At 57.9% G+C, this 22,479-nt stretch carries 16 protein-coding genes and 1 tRNA gene; 12 read left to right on the top strand and 5 right to left on the bottom strand.

The genetic code is table 11. The annotated features are described in order from the left end of the window. Positions 1-31 precede the first annotated feature (31 nt). From DSM3645_RS14500 to DSM3645_RS14530, 7 genes are all read left to right on the top strand, one after another. Positions 32-2,986, top strand: coding sequence for a tetratricopeptide repeat protein (locus DSM3645_RS14500; RefSeq protein ID WP_002652961.1), 2,955 nt, complete (start codon positions 32-34; stop codon positions 2,984-2,986). 97 nt (positions 2,987-3,083) lie between these two features. Then, a complete protein-coding gene (locus DSM3645_RS14505) occupies positions 3,084-3,887 on the top strand; it encodes a MotA/TolQ/ExbB proton channel family protein (RefSeq protein ID WP_237564821.1) in 804 nt (267 codons plus the stop codon). Positions 3,888-3,929: 42 nt separating this feature from the next. Beyond that, the gene (locus tag DSM3645_RS14510) at positions 3,930-4,361 is read left to right on the top strand and encodes an ExbD/TolR family protein (protein WP_002652963.1); all 432 of its coding nucleotides are present in this window, start codon (positions 3,930-3,932) and stop codon (positions 4,359-4,361) included. 2 nt (positions 4,362-4,363) lie between these two features. Next, complete coding sequence (locus DSM3645_RS28345; RefSeq protein WP_002652964.1) at positions 4,364-6,505, top strand: hypothetical protein; 2,142 nt, start codon at positions 4,364-4,366, stop codon at positions 6,503-6,505. A gap of 245 nt (positions 6,506-6,750) precedes the next feature. Then, positions 6,751-6,933, top strand: a complete 183-nt coding sequence (locus tag DSM3645_RS14520) for a Sec-independent protein translocase subunit TatA/TatB (protein ID WP_002652965.1) — start codon at positions 6,751-6,753, stop codon at positions 6,931-6,933. A gap of 56 nt (positions 6,934-6,989) precedes the next feature. Then, positions 6,990-7,340, top strand: coding sequence for a Sec-independent protein translocase subunit TatA/TatB (locus DSM3645_RS14525; protein ID WP_002652966.1), 351 nt, complete (start codon positions 6,990-6,992; stop codon positions 7,338-7,340). A 213-nt stretch (positions 7,341-7,553) separates the two neighbouring features. Next, a tRNA-Val gene (locus DSM3645_RS14530) sits at positions 7,554-7,627 on the top strand. Between the two features lie 71 nt (positions 7,628-7,698). On the opposite strand, the gene DSM3645_RS14535 is transcribed toward DSM3645_RS14530, so the two are convergent. Further along, positions 7,699-8,673 (bottom strand): hypothetical protein, encoded by a 975-nt coding sequence (locus tag DSM3645_RS14535; protein ID WP_002652967.1) that lies wholly within the window; start codon positions 8,671-8,673, stop codon positions 7,699-7,701. 466 nt (positions 8,674-9,139) lie between these two features. Here DSM3645_RS14535 and DSM3645_RS28350 point away from each other — a divergent pair, with 466 nt between their 5' ends. Continuing rightward, entirely contained in the window at positions 9,140-10,414 is a 1,275-nt protein-coding gene (locus DSM3645_RS28350; protein ID WP_002652968.1) for a formylglycine-generating enzyme family protein, read from the top strand. 17 nt (positions 10,415-10,431) lie between these two features. Here the strand turns inward: DSM3645_RS28350 and DSM3645_RS14545 are convergent, their stop codons facing one another. Further along, complete coding sequence (locus DSM3645_RS14545) at positions 10,432-11,103, bottom strand: hypothetical protein (protein ID WP_002652969.1); 672 nt, start codon at positions 11,101-11,103, stop codon at positions 10,432-10,434. A 204-nt stretch (positions 11,104-11,307) separates the two neighbouring features. Beyond that, the gene (locus DSM3645_RS14550; protein WP_002652970.1) at positions 11,308-11,637 is read right to left on the bottom strand and encodes a hypothetical protein; all 330 of its coding nucleotides are present in this window, start codon (positions 11,635-11,637) and stop codon (positions 11,308-11,310) included. A 181-nt stretch (positions 11,638-11,818) separates the two neighbouring features. On the opposite strand from DSM3645_RS14550, the gene DSM3645_RS14555 reads away from it, so the two are divergent. Further along, complete coding sequence (locus DSM3645_RS14555) at positions 11,819-12,766, top strand: nucleotidyltransferase domain-containing protein (RefSeq protein ID WP_002652971.1); 948 nt, start codon at positions 11,819-11,821, stop codon at positions 12,764-12,766. After that, positions 12,763-13,524, top strand: a complete 762-nt coding sequence (locus DSM3645_RS14560; RefSeq protein WP_002652972.1) for a nucleotidyltransferase domain-containing protein — start codon at positions 12,763-12,765, stop codon at positions 13,522-13,524. The genes DSM3645_RS14555 and DSM3645_RS14560 overlap by 4 nt, the downstream gene beginning before the upstream one ends. A 91-nt stretch (positions 13,525-13,615) precedes the next feature. Here the strand turns inward: DSM3645_RS14560 and DSM3645_RS14565 are convergent, their stop codons facing one another. After that, positions 13,616-18,193 carry an Ig-like domain-containing protein gene (locus DSM3645_RS14565; protein ID WP_161603345.1) on the bottom strand — a complete coding sequence of 1,526 codons (4,578 nt, stop codon included), beginning with the start codon at positions 18,191-18,193 and terminating at the stop codon, positions 13,616-13,618. A 718-nt stretch (positions 18,194-18,911) separates the two neighbouring features. Between DSM3645_RS14565 and DSM3645_RS14575 the strand changes: the two genes are divergently transcribed. Beyond that, positions 18,912-19,991 (top strand): DUF3500 domain-containing protein, encoded by a 1,080-nt coding sequence (locus tag DSM3645_RS14575; protein WP_002652975.1) that lies wholly within the window; start codon positions 18,912-18,914, stop codon positions 19,989-19,991. 215 nt (positions 19,992-20,206) lie between these two features. Then, positions 20,207-21,496, top strand: a complete 1,290-nt coding sequence (locus DSM3645_RS14580) for a hypothetical protein (RefSeq protein WP_002652977.1) — start codon at positions 20,207-20,209, stop codon at positions 21,494-21,496. 142 nt (positions 21,497-21,638) lie between these two features. On the opposite strand, the gene DSM3645_RS14585 is transcribed toward DSM3645_RS14580, so the two are convergent. Further along, the gene (locus DSM3645_RS14585; protein ID WP_002652978.1) at positions 21,639-22,475 is read right to left on the bottom strand and encodes a CBS domain-containing protein; all 837 of its coding nucleotides are present in this window, start codon (positions 22,473-22,475) and stop codon (positions 21,639-21,641) included. Positions 22,476-22,479 lie beyond the last annotated feature (4 nt).

Below are 22,479 nucleotides of genomic sequence, written 5' to 3' on the forward strand. Positions count from 1 at the left end.
TCTCAAGGATTGAGACTGTACGCACAACGGAATGATGCGAAAAACGAAGTTACTACTGACGCTGATTCTCATTGCGACCTCGTTCGTGATGACTCGACCAGCTTGCGCCGATGGGGCGGCCGAATTGTATGCCGTCGCGGCGAGCCAATATGCTCGTAAGGACTGGGAAGCGGCGATCGTTGCATTTGATCGCTTTCTCTACGACTATCCAGATCATTCTCTGACCGGCGCGTTGCTCTTCTATCGCGGCGAAGCGCTGATCCAGCTGGAAGACTTTGCGGACGCTCGCAAGTCGTATCAGGATTTCCTGCAACGCGTTCCGACGCACGATAATCGCACGCAGGCCGAGTTTCGGGTCGCCGAGTGCTATTATCTGACCCACGATCTCGAAGCGGCCCAGACGCAGTTCGAGACCTTTATCACCGCCCATCCAGATCACGCGCTATACGCTCATGCGTTGCCCTACTTGGGCGAAATCGCGCTGGCCGATCAAGACTATGACATGGCCGAACAGCTCTTCCGCAAAGCGAAAGCCGCCGCGCCAAGTCTGGCGATGCAGGGAGAAGCCGAGCTGGGATTGGCTCGCACGCTTCGCGACAGCGGTCAACTGCACGCTGCCCGAACGGCCTATCGCGCCGCGCTGAAACAAGAACTAACTGAAGCGCACGACGCCAAGTTTGAGCTAGGCGTACTGGAATATCGCTTGGGCGAACATCGTGTCGCCGTCGAGCATTTGACCGAAGTCGCCCAAGCCGGCGATCGACATAGCGACATCGCCAAGCTTTGGATCGCCAAAGCTTACTACGAAGTTCGTGATTGGCCGCAAGCCGAACAGCGACTGCAAGAGCTGGCCCAAGAGGAAAAGCTGAGCCAATATCGCGACGAGATCGACTATCTGTCGGCTCGTATCCGTTTGGAACAAGGGGAAACGAGCGAAGGGCTGACGCAGCTTGAACAGCTATTGGCGAACCATCCCGCGTCTCCTTGGTGCGACGAAGCGCTCTTCTATCTAGCCGAAGCCGCGGTGGTGACCGGCGACCTGGACAAAGCGACCACAACCGCTAAGCGTCTGATCGTCGAGTACCCCCAACGAGAAGCGACGCCGCAAGCGGTTCGCCTGGTCGTGCGGAAGCGGCTCGAGCGAGAGGAGTATGCTCAAGCGAACGAGTTGCTCATTTCGCCTGGGATCGACGAAGTCGCGCCGGAAATGGAAAAGACCGCCGCCGCTTGGAGCTTTGAGCTCCCCTACTTGCGCGGCGTCGCTCGACTAGGCGGCGGCGATACAAATCAAGCGATGCGTCACTTGGAAGCGGCGGTCGTCGCGACCGACGAGCCGCAGCAACAGGGTTCGGCCTACTACGCGCTAGGCCTGGCCGCTGATCGAAGCGGCGAAGACGGTGACGCGGCGCGTCATTTCGCCAAGTACCTGGAAGTCTCGCCGAGCGGCGCCGAAGCGTCCGCTTCTCGCTTGCTCCTTGCGTCGTCGTTGGCCCGCATTGGGCAATTGGAAGACGCAAAGACAACCTACGCCCAGGTAGATCGCGCCCTTTGCGAAACGCGATTGTATTGGCTCACCACGCGCCGACTGGCGGAAACAGCCTTGAAAGCCGGCGACAAGCCCTGGGCAGGCGAGCTGTTCCGAAAGCTGACGCAGGACGGCAATCCGGAAGAATTTGTCAAAGCCGGCGTCGCCGGGCTCAGCTGGGTGCAGTTGGACGCCGCGAGTGACGAAACTTCGACCGCGGCAATTGAACAGCTGATCGAGAAAGATCCGACCAGCACGCTGATTCCGGCCGTCTTGTCGGCCCGAGCGCAGGTCTTGCTCCAACGCAAGCAAGCCTCGGATGCGCTCACGATCTACCAACAGATCTATCGCGACTATCCCGAATCAGACGCCGCGCCGGCGGCGATGTTGTCAGCGGCTCAACTGCTGAACCAACGGCAAGAATATGGCCGCGCCGCCGAGCTCTATCGCTTGCTGATCCAGGCGCCCAGCAAAGACTTGCAGCGAGACGACCTCCACTATCACTTGGGGTGGGCGTTGCACGACCAAGGAAGCGCGGAAGCGGCCGCCGAACAGTGGCGCATCATCTGCGAGAACTATCCCCAGAGCCAGCTCTGGAGCGACGCCGCCTATCGTCGCGCCGAATACTTGTTGACTGCCCAACAGCCGGCCGAAGCGAAGTTGCTGCTGCAACAGATCGTCGACAGCGGCGACGCCCAAGTCGCTCCGCACGCAACCTATTTGCTCGGACAGATCGCGGTCGGCCAGTCCGATTGGGAAGCGGTGGCCACGCAGATGGCCAAGCTCGCAGAGGGTAACAACGGCGAAGAGCTGCAAATCATGGCGAGCTTTTGGCACGCCGAGTCTCTCTTTCATCAGCACAAATTCAGCGAAGCGTCGAAGTTGTTCAACGAAGTTGAAGCGTTGACGCGGGGCCGCGAGTTAGCTTGGAATTCGACGGTAGCGCTGCGACGCGCACAACTAGCGGCGCACTTGGGCGACTGGGACGAAGCGCTGCGTCTGGCCGAGCTGGCGGCGGTGAGCCATCCCGATTTTGAACAGCGCTTTGAGCTCGATTATCTGCGCGGTCGCTGCTTGGCCCGTCAGGCCAACTTTGCCGGAGCTCGCCGGGCCTACCAACGCGTCATTGATTCGCGATTGGGTGGAGCGAGCGAAACCGCCGCGATGGCGCAGTGGATGATCGGCGAAACCTACTTCCATCAAAAGAACTACCAATCGGCGATTCAAGCTTACTCGCGGGTCGCCGCGCTGTACGACTTTCCCCGCTGGAAGGCCGGCTCGCTGCTGCAGATTGGCAAGTGCTACGAGATCTCCCGTCAGTGGGATAAAGCGCAAACGTACTACGACGAAGTTTCGGCCGGCTACCCAGAGACCTTTTTTGCCGGCGAAGCGCAGCAACGGCTGAGCGTTGTCCGTCAACGTCGCGAGACGGCTGGAGCCAAGACAACGGAGCGTCGTTAAGCGACGTTGGAAGCACGACGACAATATTTATGTCCGCCGGCGGCGCACCGCGGTGGTAATTTGAGATCGGGAGTCTACTGAAATGGATGTCAGTCAGATGAAAACCGTTGGTCCACGCATTCGCCAATTGGCGCTGGTCGCCGTGCTTGGGGGCATGGTTCTAACGGCGCCGGCGTTTGCGCAAGAGGGCGCTGATGCGCTGGCCGCCGCGGCTGAATCTCCCATTCCCACAAAAAACATGCTGCAAGCGGTCCGCGACGGCGGGTTGCTGATGTATCCGATCGTATTGTGCTCGTTTCTGCTGCTGGTCTTCGTCTTCGAGCGTGCGATCAGCTTGCGAACGGGGCGCGTGATTCCGCGGCCGTTTGTCAAACGGTTTATCGAGCAGGTTCGCGAAGGACAAATCGATCAGGATCAGGCGCTCGCGCTGTGTGAAGAAAATCGCAGTCCGGTGGCCGAGGTCTTTTCGGCCGCCGTCAAAAAATGGGGCCGTTCTTCGGTTGAAGTCGAGCAAGCGATTATCGACAGCGGTGAACGCGTCACCAACGTATTAAGACGCTACCTGCGACTGTTTAACGGCATCTCGACGATCAGCCCGCTGTTGGGTTTGCTCGGCACGGTGCTCGGCATGATCAAAGCGTTTAATGCGATCGCAACGGCCGATGCGATGGGCCGGCCCGAGTTGTTGGCCGCCGGCATTAGTCAAGCGCTGCTGACGACGGCGGCCGGTTTGACCGTTGCGTTGCCGGCGTTGATCGCCTATCTCTTCTTTGTCGGTCGCGTTGATAAGTTGGTGATGGAGATCGATTCGCTTGGCCAGGAAGTGGTCAATGCGATCGCGTCGGATGGTTGGAAAGAGCGAAAGAGCGGCGCCAAAAAAGCGGCCCGTCGCGCCGCGTAACCGCAGGGTGAACGGAATCGCCCCCATTTAGGAGCCAGGAAGGTGCCTCTCAAAACGCATATCGACGAGACGCCGACGCTCAACTTGACGCCGATGATCGACATTGTATTTCTGTTGATCATCTTCTTCATGGTCGGCACCAAATTCACTGAGCTCGAACGCAAGATCGGGCTCGAAGTTCCGGCGGTCAATGACGTCGGCGCGCTGACCGCGGCGCCTGAACGGAAAGTGGTCAACATCTATCGGGATGGCCGTATCATGCTCGATCGGCAAGAGCTGACGGTCGAGCAATTGCAAGCGTCGCTGGTCGCGGCTCGCGGCGAGTATGAAGATCTGGGCGTGCTGGTTCGCGGCGACGCCGAGATCCCGTTTCAGAGCGTCGCGTCGGTGTTGAACGCTTGTCGCAGCGCAGGGATCAGCGAAATGGGCATCTCGGTTCGTTTGGCGCAACAAACCACCACAAGCACGAGATAGTCATGGGCCTGCTGGCGGACGCCAATTCGAGCTTTCTCTCGTCCCACGTGATCTGGAATGTCATGTGGGCGGGGCTGGCCGTATTGACGATCTCGCTGCTGGTGTTAATGCAAACTCGCTGGGGCCAAGCCAAGCCGCTGTCGAAGTGCGTCGTCCTCTCGATCTTCGCCCATTTGCTGCTGATCGCGTACGCTCACATGACGCAGTTGTTTGCGCCTGGCCCGGCTCGTGCGCCGGCGCCGGTCAGCTTCAAGCTTTCCAATGTCGCGTTTGAAGAGAAGGCGGATCGACCAACGCAGCAGGCGCAACAAGCGAAGCCTTGGGAAGTCTCCCCGACGGCGTCGCTTCCCGCGCCGCAAGCTGCGCCCCTGGCTCGCCGTGAAGACCCCAACGCAGCGGTCAGCGATCCCGCTCACGATTGGCCCAGCGAAGATGCTCCCCTCAGCCAAACGGTCACGCCGCCGCTCGACGCCGCGGAAGAGGCCGAACTGACCGAGCCCAATGCGGCGCCGATCGAACCGTCAATCGCACCGCGGGGATCGATGATCGCCGCCGCCGAGATCGCACCGCTGGCGGCGGCCGCTGCGGCCGAAACTGCAGCAGAGGTCGCCGATGCAATGGGCAACACGCCGATGGCGCCCACCTTGGCCCGCCGAGATTCGACCGGTCCGCCGGCCGCCGAAACGACGCCGCCGCTGATCGAGCCGACCGAAGATGATCGCCATATGGACGATCAAATTCATCAATTGGCCGAGATGGCCTCCACCGCCAAACCGGCCGACGCGATCCAAAGCGAGATCGATCAGCTGCGCGCCGCCGACAATCGGATCGATGGTCCAACTGCGACGTCCGCGCGTGCCGAGAATGGTACGCCCGCGCAGTTGGCGGCGGCCCGCGCCTCGGGCGATCAAAAGAAGCTGGCGCAACTCGATCAACTCGGCGTCCCGGCCCCGGCGACCAATCGCCGCACGTTGGCCGCGTCGCCGTTGCCGTTGGCGATGCAGGCGCGCGTCGCCGAAAATCAAAAAGACATCATCCAGGCCCAAGGAGGCGATCCGCGGATCGAAGCCGCTGTCGACGCGTCGCTGGTGTGGCTCGCCGCGAATCAGGAAGACGACGGTCGCTGGGACGCGAGCCGGCATACCGCTGGCGACGAACAACGCGTTCTCGGTCACGATCGCTACGGCGCCGGCGCCGATGCCGACACCGCCGTCACCGGGCTCGCCGTTCTCGCTTTCATGGCGCGCGGTCATACGCATCTCGAAGGAAAACATCGCGCCCACGTCCAGCATGGGCTCGAATTTTTGATCTCGCAGCAGGCCGAAACCGGCTCGCTGGCCGGCGAGGCTCGCCTGTTCGCCCAGATGTATTGTCACGGCATTGCGATGTTGACCCTCAGCGAAGCGTACGCGATGACCCGCGACGATCGCATTCGGCCGGCGCTTGAAGCGGCGCTCAATTACTCGTTTCAATCGCAGCATCAAACTTCCGGCGGTTGGCGTTATCAGCCGGGCGACCTGGGAGACATGAGCCAATTTGGTTGGCAGGTGCTCGCACTGCACAGCGCCCAACTGTCGGGGATCGAAACGCCAGAGCGAACGCGGGACTTGATGACCCGATTTTTGCGGAGCGTCTCGTCCGGCGACAACAATGGTCTGGCCGGCTATCGCCCCGGCGAGCGGACGACCCCGGTCATGACCGCCGAAGCGCTTGTCTGCCGCATTTTTATGGATGCCGAAAATAGCCCGGCCACGGTCGAAGAAGCGGCCAACTATGTCGCTCGCTTTGAGCCGGGCCCCGGCAAACCGAATCTCTATTTTTGGTACTACGGCACGATCGGCATGCACCAGCTGCAGGGAGAGCGCTGGCGATCGTGGAGCGGCTCGCTGCAGCGTCAGCTCCTTAATAACCAACGCGGCGGCGGCATCGAAGCCGGCAGCTGGGACCCCGACACCGTCTGGGGGTGCTATGGCGGCCGCGTTTATTCGACCGCGATGGCGACCCTGTCGTTAGAGGTCTATTTTCGCTATCTTCCCATCTATTACGATCTGCAGAACCGCCCAGCTCCGGTCGCCCAGGCGCCGGCGAGGATCCCCAATAGTGTGCGAATCTCGTCAAAACCGGAAAATCTGGCCCCGCGCTAGGATTCCCGCAGTCGACAACTAGCGATTGCTCCCTTTACAGCTGGGGACGCCTGAGTAAAATTGAGCGATGGATGTGGCAAGTCGCCGCACCCTTCGCGCATTTGGTTTGCGCAAAGGACCGCACGAGTATTGGTTCTGGTCAGGTCCCACAGGATGCGTCATTCGCATTCGGGGGCGCCGACCCGCTTTCGCCTACTTGGTTGCGTGTTCTATCTCCGTCTTTCGTTTGACAACGAGGTAAGAACATGGGTTTAGGCTGGCAAGAATTGCTGATCGTGTTGTTCATCGTTCTTCTGCTGTTTGGATCTACCAAACTTCCCCAATTGATGCGCAGCCTGGGACAAGGCGTCGGCGAATTCAAAACGGGTATGAAGGAACCGCCGGTTCATGATGACGAGCATGACGAAGAAGAAACGAAACAGGCCTAAACCGCCCGGCTCGTAGCTTATTTCTCACTTCACGTCGCGAACAAAGGTCCCGTCGTATGATGACTGTACCCATTTCCGTGCCGGTGATCTTCGGATTTCTAGGCGGCCTGGGGATGCAAGAGATGATGATTGTCGCCGTTTTGGCGGTGCTGCTGTTCGGCAAAAACTTGCCGGGAGTCGCCCGTTCACTGGGGCGCAGTTACTCTGATTTCAAAAAAGGGCTCAGCGATATCCAGTCTGAGTTCCATAGCGCCACCAAGGAAGTCGAAGACACCGTCAACGACCGAGGCTTCTCGTCAAAATCGTCGAGTTCCTCCAGTTACGATGACTATGACGACTACGCCGAAGCGACCGCCCCCAAGTTCGAGCCCCCTCCGGCCGAGCCGCATAAGTCCGAAAACGGCTAACTGCCGTCGCTTCCCCACGTTCCACCAATTTTGTCCCCCGCTCGATCGCAATATCCGCTAGTCGTGCCGGGACAAAACCGATAAACTGACGAGCCTGGCAGAGAGAATTTCGCCCGCGCGAACTTTCTCCCTCCCAGGCTCCTCTCCTAAAATGCCTATCGCAGGCATTTGCAGAGAGAACCCGTAAGCTGGGTCCTAACCCAGCAAACACCCGGGCGATTAGCTCAGCTGGTTAGAGCGCCGTCTTCACACGGCGGAGGTCGTTGGTTCGAGTCCAATATCGCCCACTCCAATCAAGGCGTCTTACTGACAAAGTAAGGCGCCTTTTTTGATGGAATTGCCTGAGATTTTCCCTGTTCTACGCCTCCTCGATCAACTGACGTCGCTCATTTTCGAGTCGCTTGAGGTCTTGCTCGGTTTGCGTGTGTCGATGACGGCATTTGTTTAGCGCCGAAGTCACATTTTGGATGGCCGCATCACAGGCTGCCGCCGCGGTTTGAATTTTTGATTGTACGATCCAGTCAGCGATCAATCCGTCGAAAAAGTAATCGGCAAATGTCGAGAATCCCCCAATCTCATCCAGGGAAACATGGAGTCGCTGATCGGCGTCAGCGAGTTCCTTTTGGAATCGACGCAAGTCTCGTTGGGCGGTTTCCGCCTCCCTTTTGGCCGAGTCGATTCTGGTATGTTTGGCCCAAGTGGTCATTGTCCCACCGCCAAGCATGTCCCAAGTTCCCCAGTTCTCGGCGGCCTGAAGTTCCGAGCGGACCTGCTCTAGCGATCGCAGCGCCGTGTTGCCCGCGCTGATCGCCTCTTTCAGTTCTTTGCGGTCGGCTTCGAGATCGGCCAATTGGTCGGTTCGATTCAGGATTGCAGCAGCATTTGGGGCGCCGGACTGCGTGAGGAGTCGCCGTTTCTCTTCCATCAGTTGGTTGTAGTCATTCTCGGTATCCCCGTGGCCAGCGTACTCTTCGTACAGGCGCGCGACCTCCCGCTGGGCGTCACCAACTGCTTGGGTGCATTCTTCGTACTTGAGCCTGGCGGCGAGATATTCTTGCCGCTCCTTTTCGAGTCGCTCTGCTTTGACGCCGAGTATGGAGTGAAACAATCCCGTTAGGCTGAAGCCTTCCAACTGGTCCACGTCCCCTTTTTCTTGGGCGAGAGTGCGATCCATCCGACTGCGATCGTGCTGTAATTGTTCGAGTTGAACCTGCGCCGCGCCTAGCATCGCGTCTAGCTTCTGTTTTCGGCGAAGTTTCGCCTTCGCGCTCGTCAGACGTTCACGAATGTCGTTTGGCACGTGCGGCCCCTTTTTCTTCGTTTTTTCAAGCATCGTTCACAGCTAAGTGTGGTTCGGCGGAAAAGGATAATTCTTTGGCGACCGGACCGGACCGCTTTCATTTTTTTGAGATCTCCCAGCTTACCCGAATGATAATCTGCGTGGTTTGCGGTCGACTTCAGCCGGTTGGATCGCATGGGACCGGACCACGTCGCATTTTTTTTAGGTGGCGCCCCAGCCCAGGACTGGTGGACCAGGCCCCTTCTTTTTTTGCCGTCAAAACCCTCGACTTGGCTGTGTGTTAGCTTGGGTGGTTTGTCGTTTCGATTGGTTCCTCGGAGAGGCTCGTCCTTGGCCGAACATCGATTTCCAACAGGCGCAGTATGGCCATTCGACAATCGACCTTAGGTGCGTGCGTTTTGTCGAGAGGCAATTTTGGGAAAGCGGGAAGCGGAATGCGGCTGTTCACTTGTTAAAATAATTCTGATCTAACGACGATGCACTGAACGGTGGGTGAAGCATGTCGAACGGCGGTTGGCTTGACTTGAATTTGGTGGTTGAGCGCGTCGCGGATGTAGCGTCTCGGCAGCTTTGCATTCCGCGTGACGAAATTGACTCCACAAGTCGTCTGGTTGAAGACTTGCAATGCGATAGTCTCGATTTAGTGGAATTGCTGATCGAATTGGAGGAGGAATTCCTGGTCACGATTCCGGATCGGCCCGAAAGTCCGGTTGGCAAGTCGATCTTTACGCGGCGGCCTTTTCGGATTTGCGATCTTGCCGAGTTGGTTTACTTGCAGCAAGGGACCGGCATGCCTGTTCGCCGTGGTTGGCGGCGGCAAATCATCGCCGACGAGACCAACGCAACGCCGTTCACTCAGCTCAGCGGGCGTTGTCGGGAGGATCTCTGCTCACCAAAAGTACCCCGCTTCGAGCCGCTTGGCTGCGTGCAGGGTATCCAGCAATACCGCCGCCGCAGCGATGGGATGCGTTGTGCCTGGATTCCGGCGGCGGAATTTACGATGGGCAGCGATGCCCTCGATGCGCAAACCGATGAACAACCGGTTCGTCAAGTTGCGTTGGATGCGTACCTGATCGATGCTGAGCCGGTGTCGACCACCGCGTATTGCCGGTTCTTGAATTCGGTCGTCGCGACTCCGGCAAACTTAGGCGATTGGTTTTTACTCGACCCGGCCGATGACCGCATCGCGCAGATGCCGATCCTGCAACGCGAAGTGGGTTGGAGCCCGGTCGCCGGAGCCGAGACCATGCCGATGGTGCTGGTCTCTTGGTATGGCGCCAACGCCTATTCCCTCTGGGCGAACGGATTCTCATTCGCCGATTATCGATCGGAAGCCGGCTTTTTGCCTTCCGAAGCGCAATGGGAACATGCCGCCACCGGCGCCTATGCGACCGAAGATCCACCATCGCTCGACGCGTCGCTGGTCTATGGTCAGCACCACCGCGGCGCCGTGTATCACGCCGCCAACATGCCGATGGCTCCGGTCCACCTGTCGGCAGGAGTGTCAAAATTTGGCCTGCACCACATGGCCGGAAATGTTTGGCAATGGTGCCGCGATTGGTACGCCGAAGACTTTTATGCGCGGGCAGAATCAGGCGCCGTGAATCCGGTCAACATGGTGGAGTCTGGCGTCCGCAGCGAACGAGGCGGAAGTTGGGTTGGCCCGCTCGATTTGTGTCGGACCTCGTATCGCCGCGGCCGTTCACCGGACGCGCGCGGGCGTTGTTTGGGATTTCGGTGCGTCAGCCCGGTTGCGCATCTTGCTTTGCATTAGGTTGCGATTTTCGCTTGTTACGCACGTACCCACGGCATAAACGCGCGCAAAAACTTCGCGCACTTCGGCGTTTGATCGGCGCCTGTTTTGTCGAGCGTGAACGTTTGGCCGATCACCACGTCCATCCAGTGCCAAGCGGTCGCCGTCCCATTTAGATTTCGCAGCGCGGCCATCAGTTCGTTGAGCGTCCCGCTTCGAGCGACTTCGATCAAGATGCCGTCGGATGCTTCGTACGCCGCCGGCTTCAACCGAGATCCATCGACATTCAGCACCACCGCGGCAGGCGATTGCCCGGGGATCGTCGCGGCGACATAGATCTGCAGATCCTTGTCAGTCGCTTCGCGGGCATCGGCGATCATTTCTTCCAGTTCGCTGCCGGTGAACGTCAAAAAGCTGTGCCAATACCAGCTGCTGTCCATGACGTTGCTGGCCTGCCAACTGCCGGGGTGCAGCAGACCCTTTTCGACATTCCAACCGCAGAACAGCTCGCCCGATTTAACCAGCACGTCGATCTGGGTCAGCATCAGTTTGCCATGCTGAAAAGCCGCTTTGGCGCCGGTCGGCGCTAACCACCAATGGGTCGAATCGGCGACGCGAAACCGATTGTAAGGCAACACATGCAGCCGCGGAAAATAGTGCTGCTTCAACTGCTTGGCGACTTCATGGGGCGAAGCGAAAGGGAGATTCATGCAGCGACCTGAGAGACGAATGATTGGTTGTCGACGAGTGTAGCCCGAAAAGTAAAGTGCGTCGAGATGCAGCCGGCTCTGCTAGTCAATCCGGAAGAGAACATGCGTGGCGACGCGATCGCGATGTGGGGGGGCGTCACCACGTCCGTCAATTGGCCCACGAACGGACACTTTCTTGGCGGTTCGACCGCACGCTTCTGGCGCCTACATTCTCATCTCGAGCACCACCGTATAAACGACTGCGATCACGATCGGCGCCGTGAGGACGCTCATTCGCAACCACCAGCCGGCGTTGGTAGTCTTTGCGGTGGACGGGCCAAGGTCGTTACGAAGCAGCCAGCCGACGGCATTCAATGACCCAAAGAAAATCGCGACATGCCGGGCCCATATTCCTCCATCGCCCGGCGACAGGAGCGTGACGATAACTACTTGCAGAAACAGCGAGCAGACCCATAAATCTCGGTAATTGGTCACCGCCAATGCCACAAAGGCGACGATGGAAAGCAGGATCAGAAATAGGAAGAAGGGAATCATCTTGGTCGCGTCGAATTGTTAAAGGACTGCATCGGAATCCCCATTGATATGTGTTGCGTTTATCATATTCTTTCGCCGTCCTTCAAGCGAATTCTTTACGCCGTGAACTTCCCTTGCTCTGGTCGGGTCTTTTCAGGCGTTATATTGAAATTACGCCTGAATCTTCCAAAACAAGAATGTTATGCCCAAACCGGCCCACTACCATCCCAATCTGATCTTCTCGCCCGGCACGCAAGTCGTCACGCTGCGCGAAGTAGTGGGTCAGAACGGGCGCACGCTGCATCCGCGAGGCGCGGTGGGCGTGGTGGTCAAGTCGCCGGCCGATTTGCAGCAGAGCTATCGGATTCGGTTTCCGGATGGGTATGAAGAGTCGCTCGCGCCCAGTGAATTGGCGCTGTTGGCCAAGCACAAAGAAGGTGCGATCGGCGAGCGGAGCGCCGCCGAGCATGGTGATCTGCTGCAGCGAGTTTTGTTCCAGTGCATCGTCGGCTCCCAAGCGTTTGGGCTGGCCGATGAGGACTCGGACATTGATCGCCGCGGTTTTTATCTGCCGCCGGCCGAGCTGCATTGGTCGCTGTACGGCGTGCCGGAGCAGTTGGAATTAGACCAATCGCAAGAGGCGTATTGGGAGATTCAAAAGTTTGTCGTCCTCGCGCTGAAAGCGAACCCGAACGTGCTGGAGTGTCTCTATTCGCCGTTGGTCGAGAAGGCGACTCCTTTGGCGCAGCAGCTGTTGGCGATGCGATCGATCTTTCTGTCGCGGTTGGTTTATCAAACCTACAACGGTTACGCGATGTCGCAGTTCAAAAAGATGCAGACCGATCTGCGCACCCAAGGTCAAGTGAAGTGGAAGCATGTAATGCACTTGATCCGCTTGCTAATCAGCGGAATTCGCGTCCTGCACGAAGGAGAAGTGCCGGTCGACGTGGGTCCGCATCGCGATCGACTGTTGGCGATCAAGCGAGGCGAAGTTGCGTGGGCCGAGACCGAGCAGTGGCGACGGCAACTGCATGCCGAGTTTGACGCGGCGCTGCAAACGACCGCGTTGCCGGATCGTCCGAATTATGAACAAGCGAACGGCTTTTTGATCCAAGCGCGGCGTGCTGCGCTCTCGGAAGAATTGCCATGAACATCGATCCCCGCTTGCACCGCCAAGTAGAGCAACATCCCTATCCCCTGCTCTTCGCGACGATCAGCGGCGCGCACCTGTATGGATTTCCCTCGCCCGACTCCGACTTTGATCTGCGCGGCGCCCACTTGTTGCCGCTGGCCGAGATTGTCGGCCTGCGTGAAGCGGAAGAAACGATCGAGAAGTCAGGCGTGCACGATGGTCTCGAAATCGATCTGGTGACGCACGACGCCAAAAAGTTCTTCCTGCTAATGCTGAAGAAGAACGGTTACGTGTTGGAGCAATTGCTTTCGCCGCTGGTCGTGCAAATGTCTTTGGAGCATGAAGAGCTGAAGGCGCTCGCGCCGGCCTGCATCACGCGACATCACTCGCACCATTATCTCGGCTTCGCCGCGACGCAGTGGAAACTGTTTCAAAAAGAAGATCCGCCGCGGGTCAAACCGCTGCTCTATGTCTATCGCGTGCTGTTGACCGGAATCCATTTGATGCGGACTGGGCGAATCGAAGCAAATTTGATCCATCTGAACGAAGAGTTTCGACTACCGTACGTGCCCGATTTGATTGCCCGCAAAGTGGAAGGGCCGGAGAAGGGAACGCTTCCTTCCACCGACGTGACGTTGCATTCAACCGAATACGAGCGTCTGCGGGCCGAGTTAACGCAGGCGCACGAGCAAAGTCGATTGCCGGAACAAGCGACGGCGGCGGCCGCATTGAACGATTTATTGGTGCGCGTGCGGTTGCAGACCGCCTCTGCGTAGGGAGAAGAGCGATTTTGATGTACCGCAAAAAAAGAGGAGCAAGCCCCGGCGGCTTGCTCCCCTGCTCTTCTTCTAGATTGTCATTTAGCAATTAGCTGAACAACAGATCGTCGAGCGATTCGGAATCGGCGAAGAATTCTTCGACCGATTCGGAAGGCGAGACGACGATGTCGAACGTGTCGACATCGGTTCGCGGACTGCCGGTGCCGGTGGCTCCTCGATCATTGGAATTGATCGTGAACGTGTCGGTGCCGGTGTAGCCGTCATTCGGCGTGTAGACTAGGCCGTTCAGTAGCGACGAAATCTGCTCGAACGATCCGACCAGCATGATCCGCGTTGCATTGAGCGAAGCCAATTGCAGCGTGCCATGTTGGACCGAAATCGTCACTTGGACAAAGGCGCCGTTCGCGTCAGGGTCGCTGACAGAAATAGCGTTGCCAGTGGCTGAACCAAAGGCTAAAGATTGTCCCGCGGCAATCGTCTGCGTGCCGGGGACATGGTTCAAAGGGGGCAGGTTCGTCCCATTGTCGGTGTCCAAACCGTTGATGGTCAGCACCACCGTCGCGGTGTCTGATCCTCCATCGCTGTCACTGACAGTATAGGTAAAACTGTCGGTCGCTAGTTCCCCATTGGCCAGTTCGTCGTACATCCCATTGGGATCGTAGTCAAAACTGCCGTCCGCGTTAAGCGTCAGCAAAGCGCCCGACGCCAAGGTGATCGGCGTGCCGACATCGACCGCGACATCATTGACGGCGGTGATCGCCATCGCTTGTCCCTCGGTATCGACATCGTTGAACATCACGCCCACTGGTACGATCGACAAGGCGGTCGCTTCGTCGGTCGAGAATTCATCATCATTGGCCACCGGTGCGTCATTCACGCCGTTGATCACGATTGTCACCGTCGCATCGGCTGTCGTCCCGCTACCGTCATCGGCAGTGTAGCTGAACGAGTCGAGCGTCGACTCGCCGCCGGGAAGCGTTTCAAACGATCCGTTCGGGTCATAGTCGAAACTGCCGTCGGAGTTGACCGTCAGCAACGCGCCGGAGGCCAAAGTGACCTGCGATCCCACATTGACCGCTTCGCCGTTGACGGAAACGACCGTCGCGGCGCCGGTGTCATTGCCAAGCAAGCCTGGGGCTGAGATCGACAGCGAATTGTCCTCGTCGGTGACGTACTCATCATTTTCGACAATGAGATTGGTCACCCCTTGAATGGTGATCGCGACGGTCGAACTGCTCATCAAACCGCTGCTGTCGGCCGCGGTATAGGTAAAGCTGTCTACCGCGGTTTCTCCATCGAGCAGGTCGTTGAAGGCGCCGTTGGGATCGTAGTCGAAACTGCCATCGGCGTTCAGCGTCAGCAGGGCGCCCGATTCGAGCGTGATCTGCATGCCGATATCGGCCGTTTCTCCATTAACATCGACGATCGTAAGCGCGTCACCATCGGCATCGGTGTCATTTTCCAACACGCCGGGCGCCGAGATGTTGAGCGCGGTGTCTTCCGCGGTCTCATAGGCATCGTCAATGCTGACCGGAGCGTTATTGACGCCTGCAATCGTAATCACGACGGTGGAAGTGCTCATCAATCCGCTGCTGTCGGCGGCAGTATAGGTGAAGCTTTCTTCCGCGGTTTCTCCTTCGGCCAAAGCTGCGAACACGCCGTTCGGGTCGTAGTCAAAACTGCCATCGGCGTTCAGCGTGAGCAATGCGCCCGATTCGAGCGTGATCTGCATGCCGACACTGGTCGGTTCGCCGTTCACATCGACGATCGTAAGCGCGTCACCATCGGCATCGGTGTCATTTTCGAGCACGCCGGGCGTCGAGATGTTGAGCGCGGTATCTTCCGCCGTTTCATAAGCGTCATCACTGCTGACCGGTGCGTTGTTGACGCCGGCGATGGTGATGACCACGGTCGACGTGCTCATCAATCCGCTGCTGTCGGCGGCGGTATAGGTGAAGCTTTCTTCCGCGGTTTCTCCTTCGGCCAAAGCGGCGAACACGCCGTTCGGGTCGTAGTCAAAACTTCCATCGGCGTTTAGCGTCAGCAATGCGCCCGATTCGAGGGTGATCTGCGTGCCGACATTCGTCGGTTCGCCGTTCACATCGAGGACGGATAACGCATCGCCATCGGCGTCGGTGTCATTCTCTAACAAGCCGGGCGTTGCGATGTTAAGCGCGGTATCTTCCGCGGTCTCATAAGCATCGTCGGTGCTGACCGGGGCATGGTCGACACCGGCGATCGTGATGGTAACCGTGGAGGTACTCATCAAACCGCTGCTATCCGTCGCGGTATAGGTGAAGCTCTCTTCCGCGGTCTCTCCTTCGGCCAAAGCGGCGAATGCGCCATTGGGATCATAATCAAAACTGCCGTCGGCGTTCAGCGTCAGCAACGCACCCGATTCGAGCGCGATCTGCATCCCTAAGTCGGCCGGTTCACCGTTGATGTCCACCACGGTCAGACTATCGCCATCCGAGTCGATATCGTTATCCAGAACCCCGGGAGCAGCGATATTGAGAATCGCATCTTCCGCGGTCTCATAAGCGTCATCACTACTGACCGGAGCGCTGTTGACCCCAGCGATGGAAATCACGACGGTGGAAGTGCTCACCAACCCGCTGCTGTCGGCGGCGGTGTAGGTGAAGCTTTCTTCTGCGGTCTCTCCCTCGGCCAAAGCGGCGAATGCGCCGTTCGGGTCGTAGTCAAAACTGCCATCGGCGTTCAGCGTCAGCAATGCGCCCGATTCGAGGGTGATCTGCGTGCCGACATTCGTCGGTTCGCCGTTCACATCGAGGACGGTTAACGCGTCACCATCGGCGTCGGTGTCATTTTCGAGCACGCCGGGCGTCGAGATGTTGAGCGCGGTATCTTCCGCCGTTTCATAAGCGTCATCACTGCTGACCGGTGCGTTGTTGACGCCGGCGATGGTGATGACCACGGTCGACGTGCTCATCAATCCGCTGCTGTCGGCGGCGGTGTAGGTGAAGCTTTCTTCCGCGGTTTCTCCTTCGGCCAAAGCTGCGAAGGCGCCGTTCGGGTCGTAGTCGAAACTGCCGTCCGCATTCAGCGTGAGCAACGCGCCCGATTCGAGCGCGATCTGTGTGCCGACACTGGCCGGTTCACCGTTGATGTCCACGACGCTTAACGCATCGCCATCCGTGTCTGCATCGTTCTCCAGAACGCCCGGCGCCGAGATGTTGAGCGCGGTGTCTTCGGCCGTTTCATAAGCGTCATCACTGCTGACCGGTGCGTTGTTGACGCCGGCGATGGTGATGACCACGGTCGACGTGCTGACTTGGCCGGTGCTGTCGGCGACGGTATAGGTGAAGCTTTCTTCCGCAGACTCTCCTTCGGTCAAAGCGGCGAATTCGCCGTTGGGATCATAATCAAAGCTGCCGTCTGCGTTCAGTGTCAGCAGTGCGCCGGAGTCGAGGGTGATTTGCGATCCCACGCTTGCCGACTCGCCGTTGACTTCGACCACGTTGAGCGCGTCTCCATCGGCGTCGGCGTCATTTTCGAGCACGCCTGGCGCCGCGATGTTCAGTGCGGCGTCTTCCGCGGTTTCATAGGCGTCGTCTAGCGAAACGGGCGCTTCGTTCGCCATGACTTCGACAAAGAACGATTCGACGTCGGCCAGTCCGGCGTTGTCGAACACCAGGATCGAAATCTCAAACATGCCCGGCGGAACGTCCAGCCCCGGCGTCAGCAGCAATTGGGCGGTTCGCGTTCCGACCTCTTGAATCAGCGAGACGAAGGAGGGGGATTCGGGATCGATCATAAACGAGAGTTCGTCGGCCGCGTTCGGATCGGTGGCCGAGATCTCGAACATCAATTCTTGGCCAGCGTCCACTTCCTGATCGGCGATCGACGTCAGGTTGGGGGGGAGATTGACATTCACCGTGCTGGTCGCAACGGCGCTGTCCGCAACGCCGTCATTGACGCTGAACTCAATCACGCGCGGCGTCGCATCGGCCGCGGCGTTCGAATTGCTGTAACGCACCGAGCGCAACACCTGTTGGTACTCGGCGATCGTCGCTTCCCCGGTCAGTTGCAACTCGCCGCCAGCATACTCGGCGGTGATGCTGGTCCCTTCCGTGTTGACGGACAACATCTCGGCGTCGCCATCGGCCAAATTGGTGATGGTCACCGTGGCCGACATCAGGGTTTCATTGTTCGGATCGGAGACGGTCATATCGCTATCGGCGACGACGACTGGCCCTTGGCCAAACTGATAAGTCGTTTCGAAATCGACCCCTTCCCCGTCTTCACCGTTCAGATCGACATTCGGCTCGCCCAGCGAGACTTCGATCGTGATCGACTCAAAGTCTCCTTTTTGCGGCGAATCTTGGTTCATCGCGATGACGCGGAACGTGTGCGATCCGACCTGATCCATCGACGGAGTCCAATGGATTACCCCATCCTGAGAAATCGTTGCGCCCGAGGGGGTTTGATCGGGATCTGGATCGAGCACAAAGGTGAATTCACCCTCGGTGATTGTACCTCCGGCGGCGAGCAGGTCGAGCGAGTATTGGTCGCCGACATAGGCCGTTTCGGCGTCGACGCCAGACAGGTCGAAGTTCGGCGCGGATGCATCCATCACGCGGCGCTCTTCCAGGCGTTCGGATCCCATACTAAAAGCGTTGCGACGTGTGCGAGATTTATTCTTCATCGTCATATCGAATCCTTCAAAGAGATATGGCAAAGGAAAGTTGAGTAAAAATCTCCCATTCGCGCAGAGAGTCCCCCTGATGGCGATCTCGCAACATGCGAAAACGAGGGTTGGGCAACTAGGCGAATGGGCAAAGATAAAGCAGCTTCAGGCGGTTCATCCACGCTCGAAGCAGTTCATCCGACGGCAAAGAAACGCACGCGTTGCAATCATTCGCGAGAGTGCGCTGTGAACTGAATTTAGCGGTGAGCTCCTTCTTACTCTGGTCAGTTCGGCGCGGCGGTCAAAAGCGACAGCACGATCAAAATGCATCCGTTGCGATCGTCTGTGCTTTGGGTCTTTAAGCTGGCGCTGGCAGTGAAATCGTCGCTTGCCCTGTCGGTCTCAGTAGCGACTAGGTACGACGAAAAATAGGTTAATCATTGTGATATAAGGTTTGCAATAGCCCATCTCGTAAAAATGCACAAAGATAATATATGCAGTGCATCTATATATGTGTTGTCGTTGTTCGGTCCGCTCTTTCGGTTGGTGTCTTCGTGGGGAGCGGTGCTGGGCGAGTCTCGCTGCGGTAATCGTCGAGGAATGGTTTACGGTACGACGCGCCGCGGGATGCGGTTCAGCGGTATCGGCGAAGAATCGCAATGCGGCCGTAATCTCGAGAAAAAGAGGGGGTTACACGCATGGATGCGCGTAGATTTCGCCGCCAAGGGAGGTTATCATGCATACGACTTCGCTCATGTATCCTCCCACCGGAAATCCCGCCATGCGACGACCCGCCTATTTGTCGATGTCTCTGTTTCTTGCTCTTTCGATGTCCGCCGTCGGTTGGGCGCTGTTTCGCCCTGCGACCACCGGAACCGCAATGACGGTCGCCGCTAACGCGCTGGTGCAGTCGCTCAACGATGAGGAGAAAGCGACCGCCGTGCTGGACTACGATTCTCCCAAACGAGTCGATTGGCACTTCATTCCGAAAGACGCGCGAAAAGGATTGAAGATCGGCGACATGAGTGAGGATCAACGGAAAATGGCGTACGCGTTGCTTAAGTCGGCGCTCAGCGACGTTGGCTATGAAAAAACGACCAAGATCATGGATCTGGAAAACCTGCTGCTGCAGTTGCAGAAGAAAGGTCCGATTCGCGATCCGCTGCGTTACTATGTGACGATCTTTGGCGATCCGAAAGTCGATTCGCGCTGGGGGCTGAGCTTTGAAGGACATCACTTGTCCCTCAATTTCGTGGTCGAAGGCAACAGCGTGATCTCCGCTTCGCCGCAAGCGCTCTGCACAAATCCGGCCGAGTTGAAAGAGGACTATTCCGACAAGTACCAAAAGGGCTATCGCATCCTGAAACTGGAAGAGACGTTGGCCTTTGAGTTGGTCAATAGCTTGTCAGCCGATCAAGCGAAGACGGCGTTGATCGCCGCGAAGGCGCCGGCCGAGATTCGCAATCCAGGACAGCCTCACCCGCCGACCGACAAAGCGGAAGGACTCGCCGCGAAAGATTTGACCGCGTCGCAACAAGAGATGCTCCGCAACCTGATCGACGTCTACGTCTCGGCAATGCCGGCCGATGTGGCCGATAGCCGTCTGCAGCAAATCAACGCCGCTGGTTTCGATAACATCCATTTCGCCTGGGCGGGCGCGAAGAAACCTGGCGTGGGACATTACTACCGTATTCACGGTCCCAGCTTTGTCATTGAACTGGTGAACACGCAACCAGATGTTGCCGGCAATATCGCCAATCATGTTCATTGCATTTATCGAGACATGACCGGCGATTTTGCTTTGCCGATCGAGTAAACGTCGCGATTTTCAATCGCTTGATTTTTGAACAGCGCCGCAGTCAACTTCGACTCGCGGCGTTTTTTTTGCGATTCAGGCAGAATCGGCAAGCCAGGGGACCCGTTAGGGGGCCTGTAGACCTGTTGGAGAAATGATTTGTTGCCTGATTCTTGGTGCGCCACTAACATGACGGTGGCCGTTGTCCTGAAATACCTAGCAAAAGAGGCGTGCGAATGCTCGCTGCAAACTCGCGTCCATTCTCCATCGCCTGCGGTGTCGGCATCCTGCTCTCGATTCTTGCAATATCGACAAATGCGAAGGCCGCATCGTCTGGCGTCACCCAGGTTTTAGAAGAAGGCTGGGCGATTGGGCCTGATTCGCTGGCGACGGCTCGTCAGGCGCACGCTGCATTTGTGGGCTCGACCGCCGATCAAGCCGCTCTCGATACGGCGTTTGGCTTGGTTCTAATCAAGCATCACAAGTACGAAGAAGCGACCGCGCTGTTCGAGAGTCTCACGACCAGCCGAGAAGAAAATCAGGTCGCTTGGCGGGCCTTAATTTGGCTGGAAGTGCTGCAAAAGAAGCCGGAGTTGGCGCTGATGAAAGTCGATCACATGACAAACTCGATTCCTCCCGATGAAGCGGATGATGAGAGCGAAGAGGAAACCCGCGCCACGGCCCGTTTTTTGGGACGAATTTTCGCCTATTTAGACGGACCCGCCGAAGCGGATGTTTCGCAAGGAGTGCGGAAATTGGTGCGACGGAAAGTTGATCGGCTGATGGTGGGAGCGCGTGCAGCCGACTTCAAGACCAATTATGACGAGGTCCTCCGCGAGTTTGAAAAGCTGACCGACAAGGGAGACCAGGCCCGCGATCAAGCCGTGGAAGATCAAACTATGGCCAAAGAGCAAGAGAAGCAGAGTCTGGCCGATCTGCGCAAACGGCTCGAGATTGATCAAGCCGAGACGCAAGATCGCTTGGATACGCTGCGCAGCGAGCTCACCAAAGAGCTGGATGAATTCAATCGCATGGAGGCGCCGCTCAACGACGCGATCTCGCGGCTAGAGGTTCAGCTTTCAATCGTTCGCCGTGAGCTGCTCAATTTGACCGATGACCTAAATCGCCTGCAAGCGGATTACGACCAGACGAAAGATCCACGTCAGCGAGATCGTTTGCGTCGCGATATGGCCCGCACCGAAAACCTGCTAGGTCAGTACGAGCGCGACAATCAGGTCATCTTGGGAGAAGGTAACCGCTTGACGCAGCGGCGTGACGCGCTGCGAGCAAGTCGCGCCGAAATGACGCGTCGTTTTGAATCCGAAATCAAAGAGACGCAGGATTTGAAGGCCAACTTGACGCGACGCGAGCGACGGACCGAACTGGATGAAAAACGGATCGGCCGACCGGCCACAGGCAACACGCCGCAAGTCCGCGTGATGAGCGCCAAAGCGACCAGCCTGCGGACCTACTTTGATTTTCCGTTAGAGCTAGAACGGTACAAATTGTTGACCGCTGGATCGTAAGGTTTGTTCCTACTAGCTCTTCTTGGCCAACTGCGCGGGCGAGGGAAAATCGCTCGGCAATTCCAATACGGCTCGAAATAGTCGGCCGCATTTCCCTCGCTCGCGCAGCGGGCTACGAAGAGAAATGACGGCCTTCGGCCTTTTAAAGCATCGCGTGCAGGATTTGTTCTTGCGTTAGAACGCCGACCAAATCGTTCTGGCGATTCGAGACCACCAATGCTTGCAATTGCATGTTTTGCATCGTCCGGGCGGCGTTGCGCATCGTGTCGGTTGGCAAAATCGAGTGGGACTCACGAATGATGTCGGTTGCCCGAATTGATTTTGGGTCTTCTGACAGATACATCACGCGGGCCAAATCGCGACTCTTGGCGCGACGGATGTCGCGGCGTGAGATGACGCCGAGCGGAAAGTCGCCGTTCATCACGACGGCGTAAATGGCGCCTTCGGCCTCGCAGGCCATCTTCACTTCTTCAATGCTGGAGTCGAACGGAACCTGCACCGGGGTGAGGTCGAGATAGGTCGTCACTGCGGCGTGGCAAGCGTCATGCTCAGAAAACGAGAACTCGCGTAAGAAGTCGCTTGACGTGACCATCGCTGACAGGCGGTCATCTTCGGTAACCGGTAAGGAATTCACACCCTTTTCCAGCATCATTTGCAGCGCTGCTGAGACATCCGTATCGTAGGAGATCGCGTAGACCTTGGTAGACATGAACTCGGTAATGCGAATCGGTCCACGAGCATCGCGAAAACGGTTCGACATGTGCGCCGATTCATGCATCGCCGCCGTGCGCACGACATCTTCGTCTGAAACGATCCCCACGACGCGGCGATCATCGTCGATCACGGGCCAGTGATGAAACCCGACCATGTAGACCTGCTCGAGCAGCTCTTCCAACGTCGTATCCAACGAAGCGCTCATCGGATTGTAAGTCACGATGGTGCTTAACGGTTGGCTAAGAATGGGCTTGGCGGTCGCCATGCGA

This window comes from Blastopirellula marina DSM 3645, from assembly GCF_000153105.1.
Classification (GTDB): domain Bacteria; phylum Planctomycetota; class Planctomycetia; order Pirellulales; family Pirellulaceae; genus Blastopirellula; species Blastopirellula marina.

Bases quoted from the DNA above. Each gene is read 5' to 3' on its own strand.
- DSM3645_RS14560 (WP_002652972.1), top strand. From the start codon at position 12,763: ATGAACATCGATCCCCGCTTGCACCGCCAAGTAGAGCAACATCCCTAT.
- DSM3645_RS14535 (WP_002652967.1), bottom strand. From the start codon at position 8,673: ATGCTTGAAAAAACGAAGAAAAAGGGGCCGCACGTGCCAAACGACATT.
- DSM3645_RS14565 (WP_161603345.1), bottom strand. From the start codon at position 18,193: ATGAAGAATAAATCTCGCACACGTCGCAACGCTTTTAGTATGGGATCC.
- DSM3645_RS28345 (WP_002652964.1), top strand. From the start codon at position 4,364: ATGGGCCTGCTGGCGGACGCCAATTCGAGCTTTCTCTCGTCCCACGTG.
- DSM3645_RS28350 (WP_002652968.1), top strand. From the start codon at position 9,140: ATGTCGAACGGCGGTTGGCTTGACTTGAATTTGGTGGTTGAGCGCGTC.
- DSM3645_RS14520 (WP_002652965.1), top strand. From the start codon at position 6,751: ATGGGTTTAGGCTGGCAAGAATTGCTGATCGTGTTGTTCATCGTTCTT.
- DSM3645_RS14555 (WP_002652971.1), top strand. From the start codon at position 11,819: ATGCCCAAACCGGCCCACTACCATCCCAATCTGATCTTCTCGCCCGGC.
- DSM3645_RS14525 (WP_002652966.1), top strand. From the start codon at position 6,990: ATGATGACTGTACCCATTTCCGTGCCGGTGATCTTCGGATTTCTAGGC.
- DSM3645_RS14550 (WP_002652970.1), bottom strand. From the start codon at position 11,637: ATGATTCCCTTCTTCCTATTTCTGATCCTGCTTTCCATCGTCGCCTTT.
- DSM3645_RS14505 (WP_237564821.1), top strand. From the start codon at position 3,084: ATGAAAACCGTTGGTCCACGCATTCGCCAATTGGCGCTGGTCGCCGTG.
- DSM3645_RS14545 (WP_002652969.1), bottom strand. From the start codon at position 11,103: ATGAATCTCCCTTTCGCTTCGCCCCATGAAGTCGCCAAGCAGTTGAAG.
- DSM3645_RS14575 (WP_002652975.1), top strand. From the start codon at position 18,912: ATGCATACGACTTCGCTCATGTATCCTCCCACCGGAAATCCCGCCATG.
- DSM3645_RS14500 (WP_002652961.1), top strand. From the start codon at position 32: ATGATGCGAAAAACGAAGTTACTACTGACGCTGATTCTCATTGCGACC.
- DSM3645_RS14585 (WP_002652978.1), bottom strand. From the start codon at position 22,475: ATGGCGACCGCCAAGCCCATTCTTAGCCAACCGTTAAGCACCATCGTG.
- DSM3645_RS14580 (WP_002652977.1), top strand. From the start codon at position 20,207: ATGCTCGCTGCAAACTCGCGTCCATTCTCCATCGCCTGCGGTGTCGGC.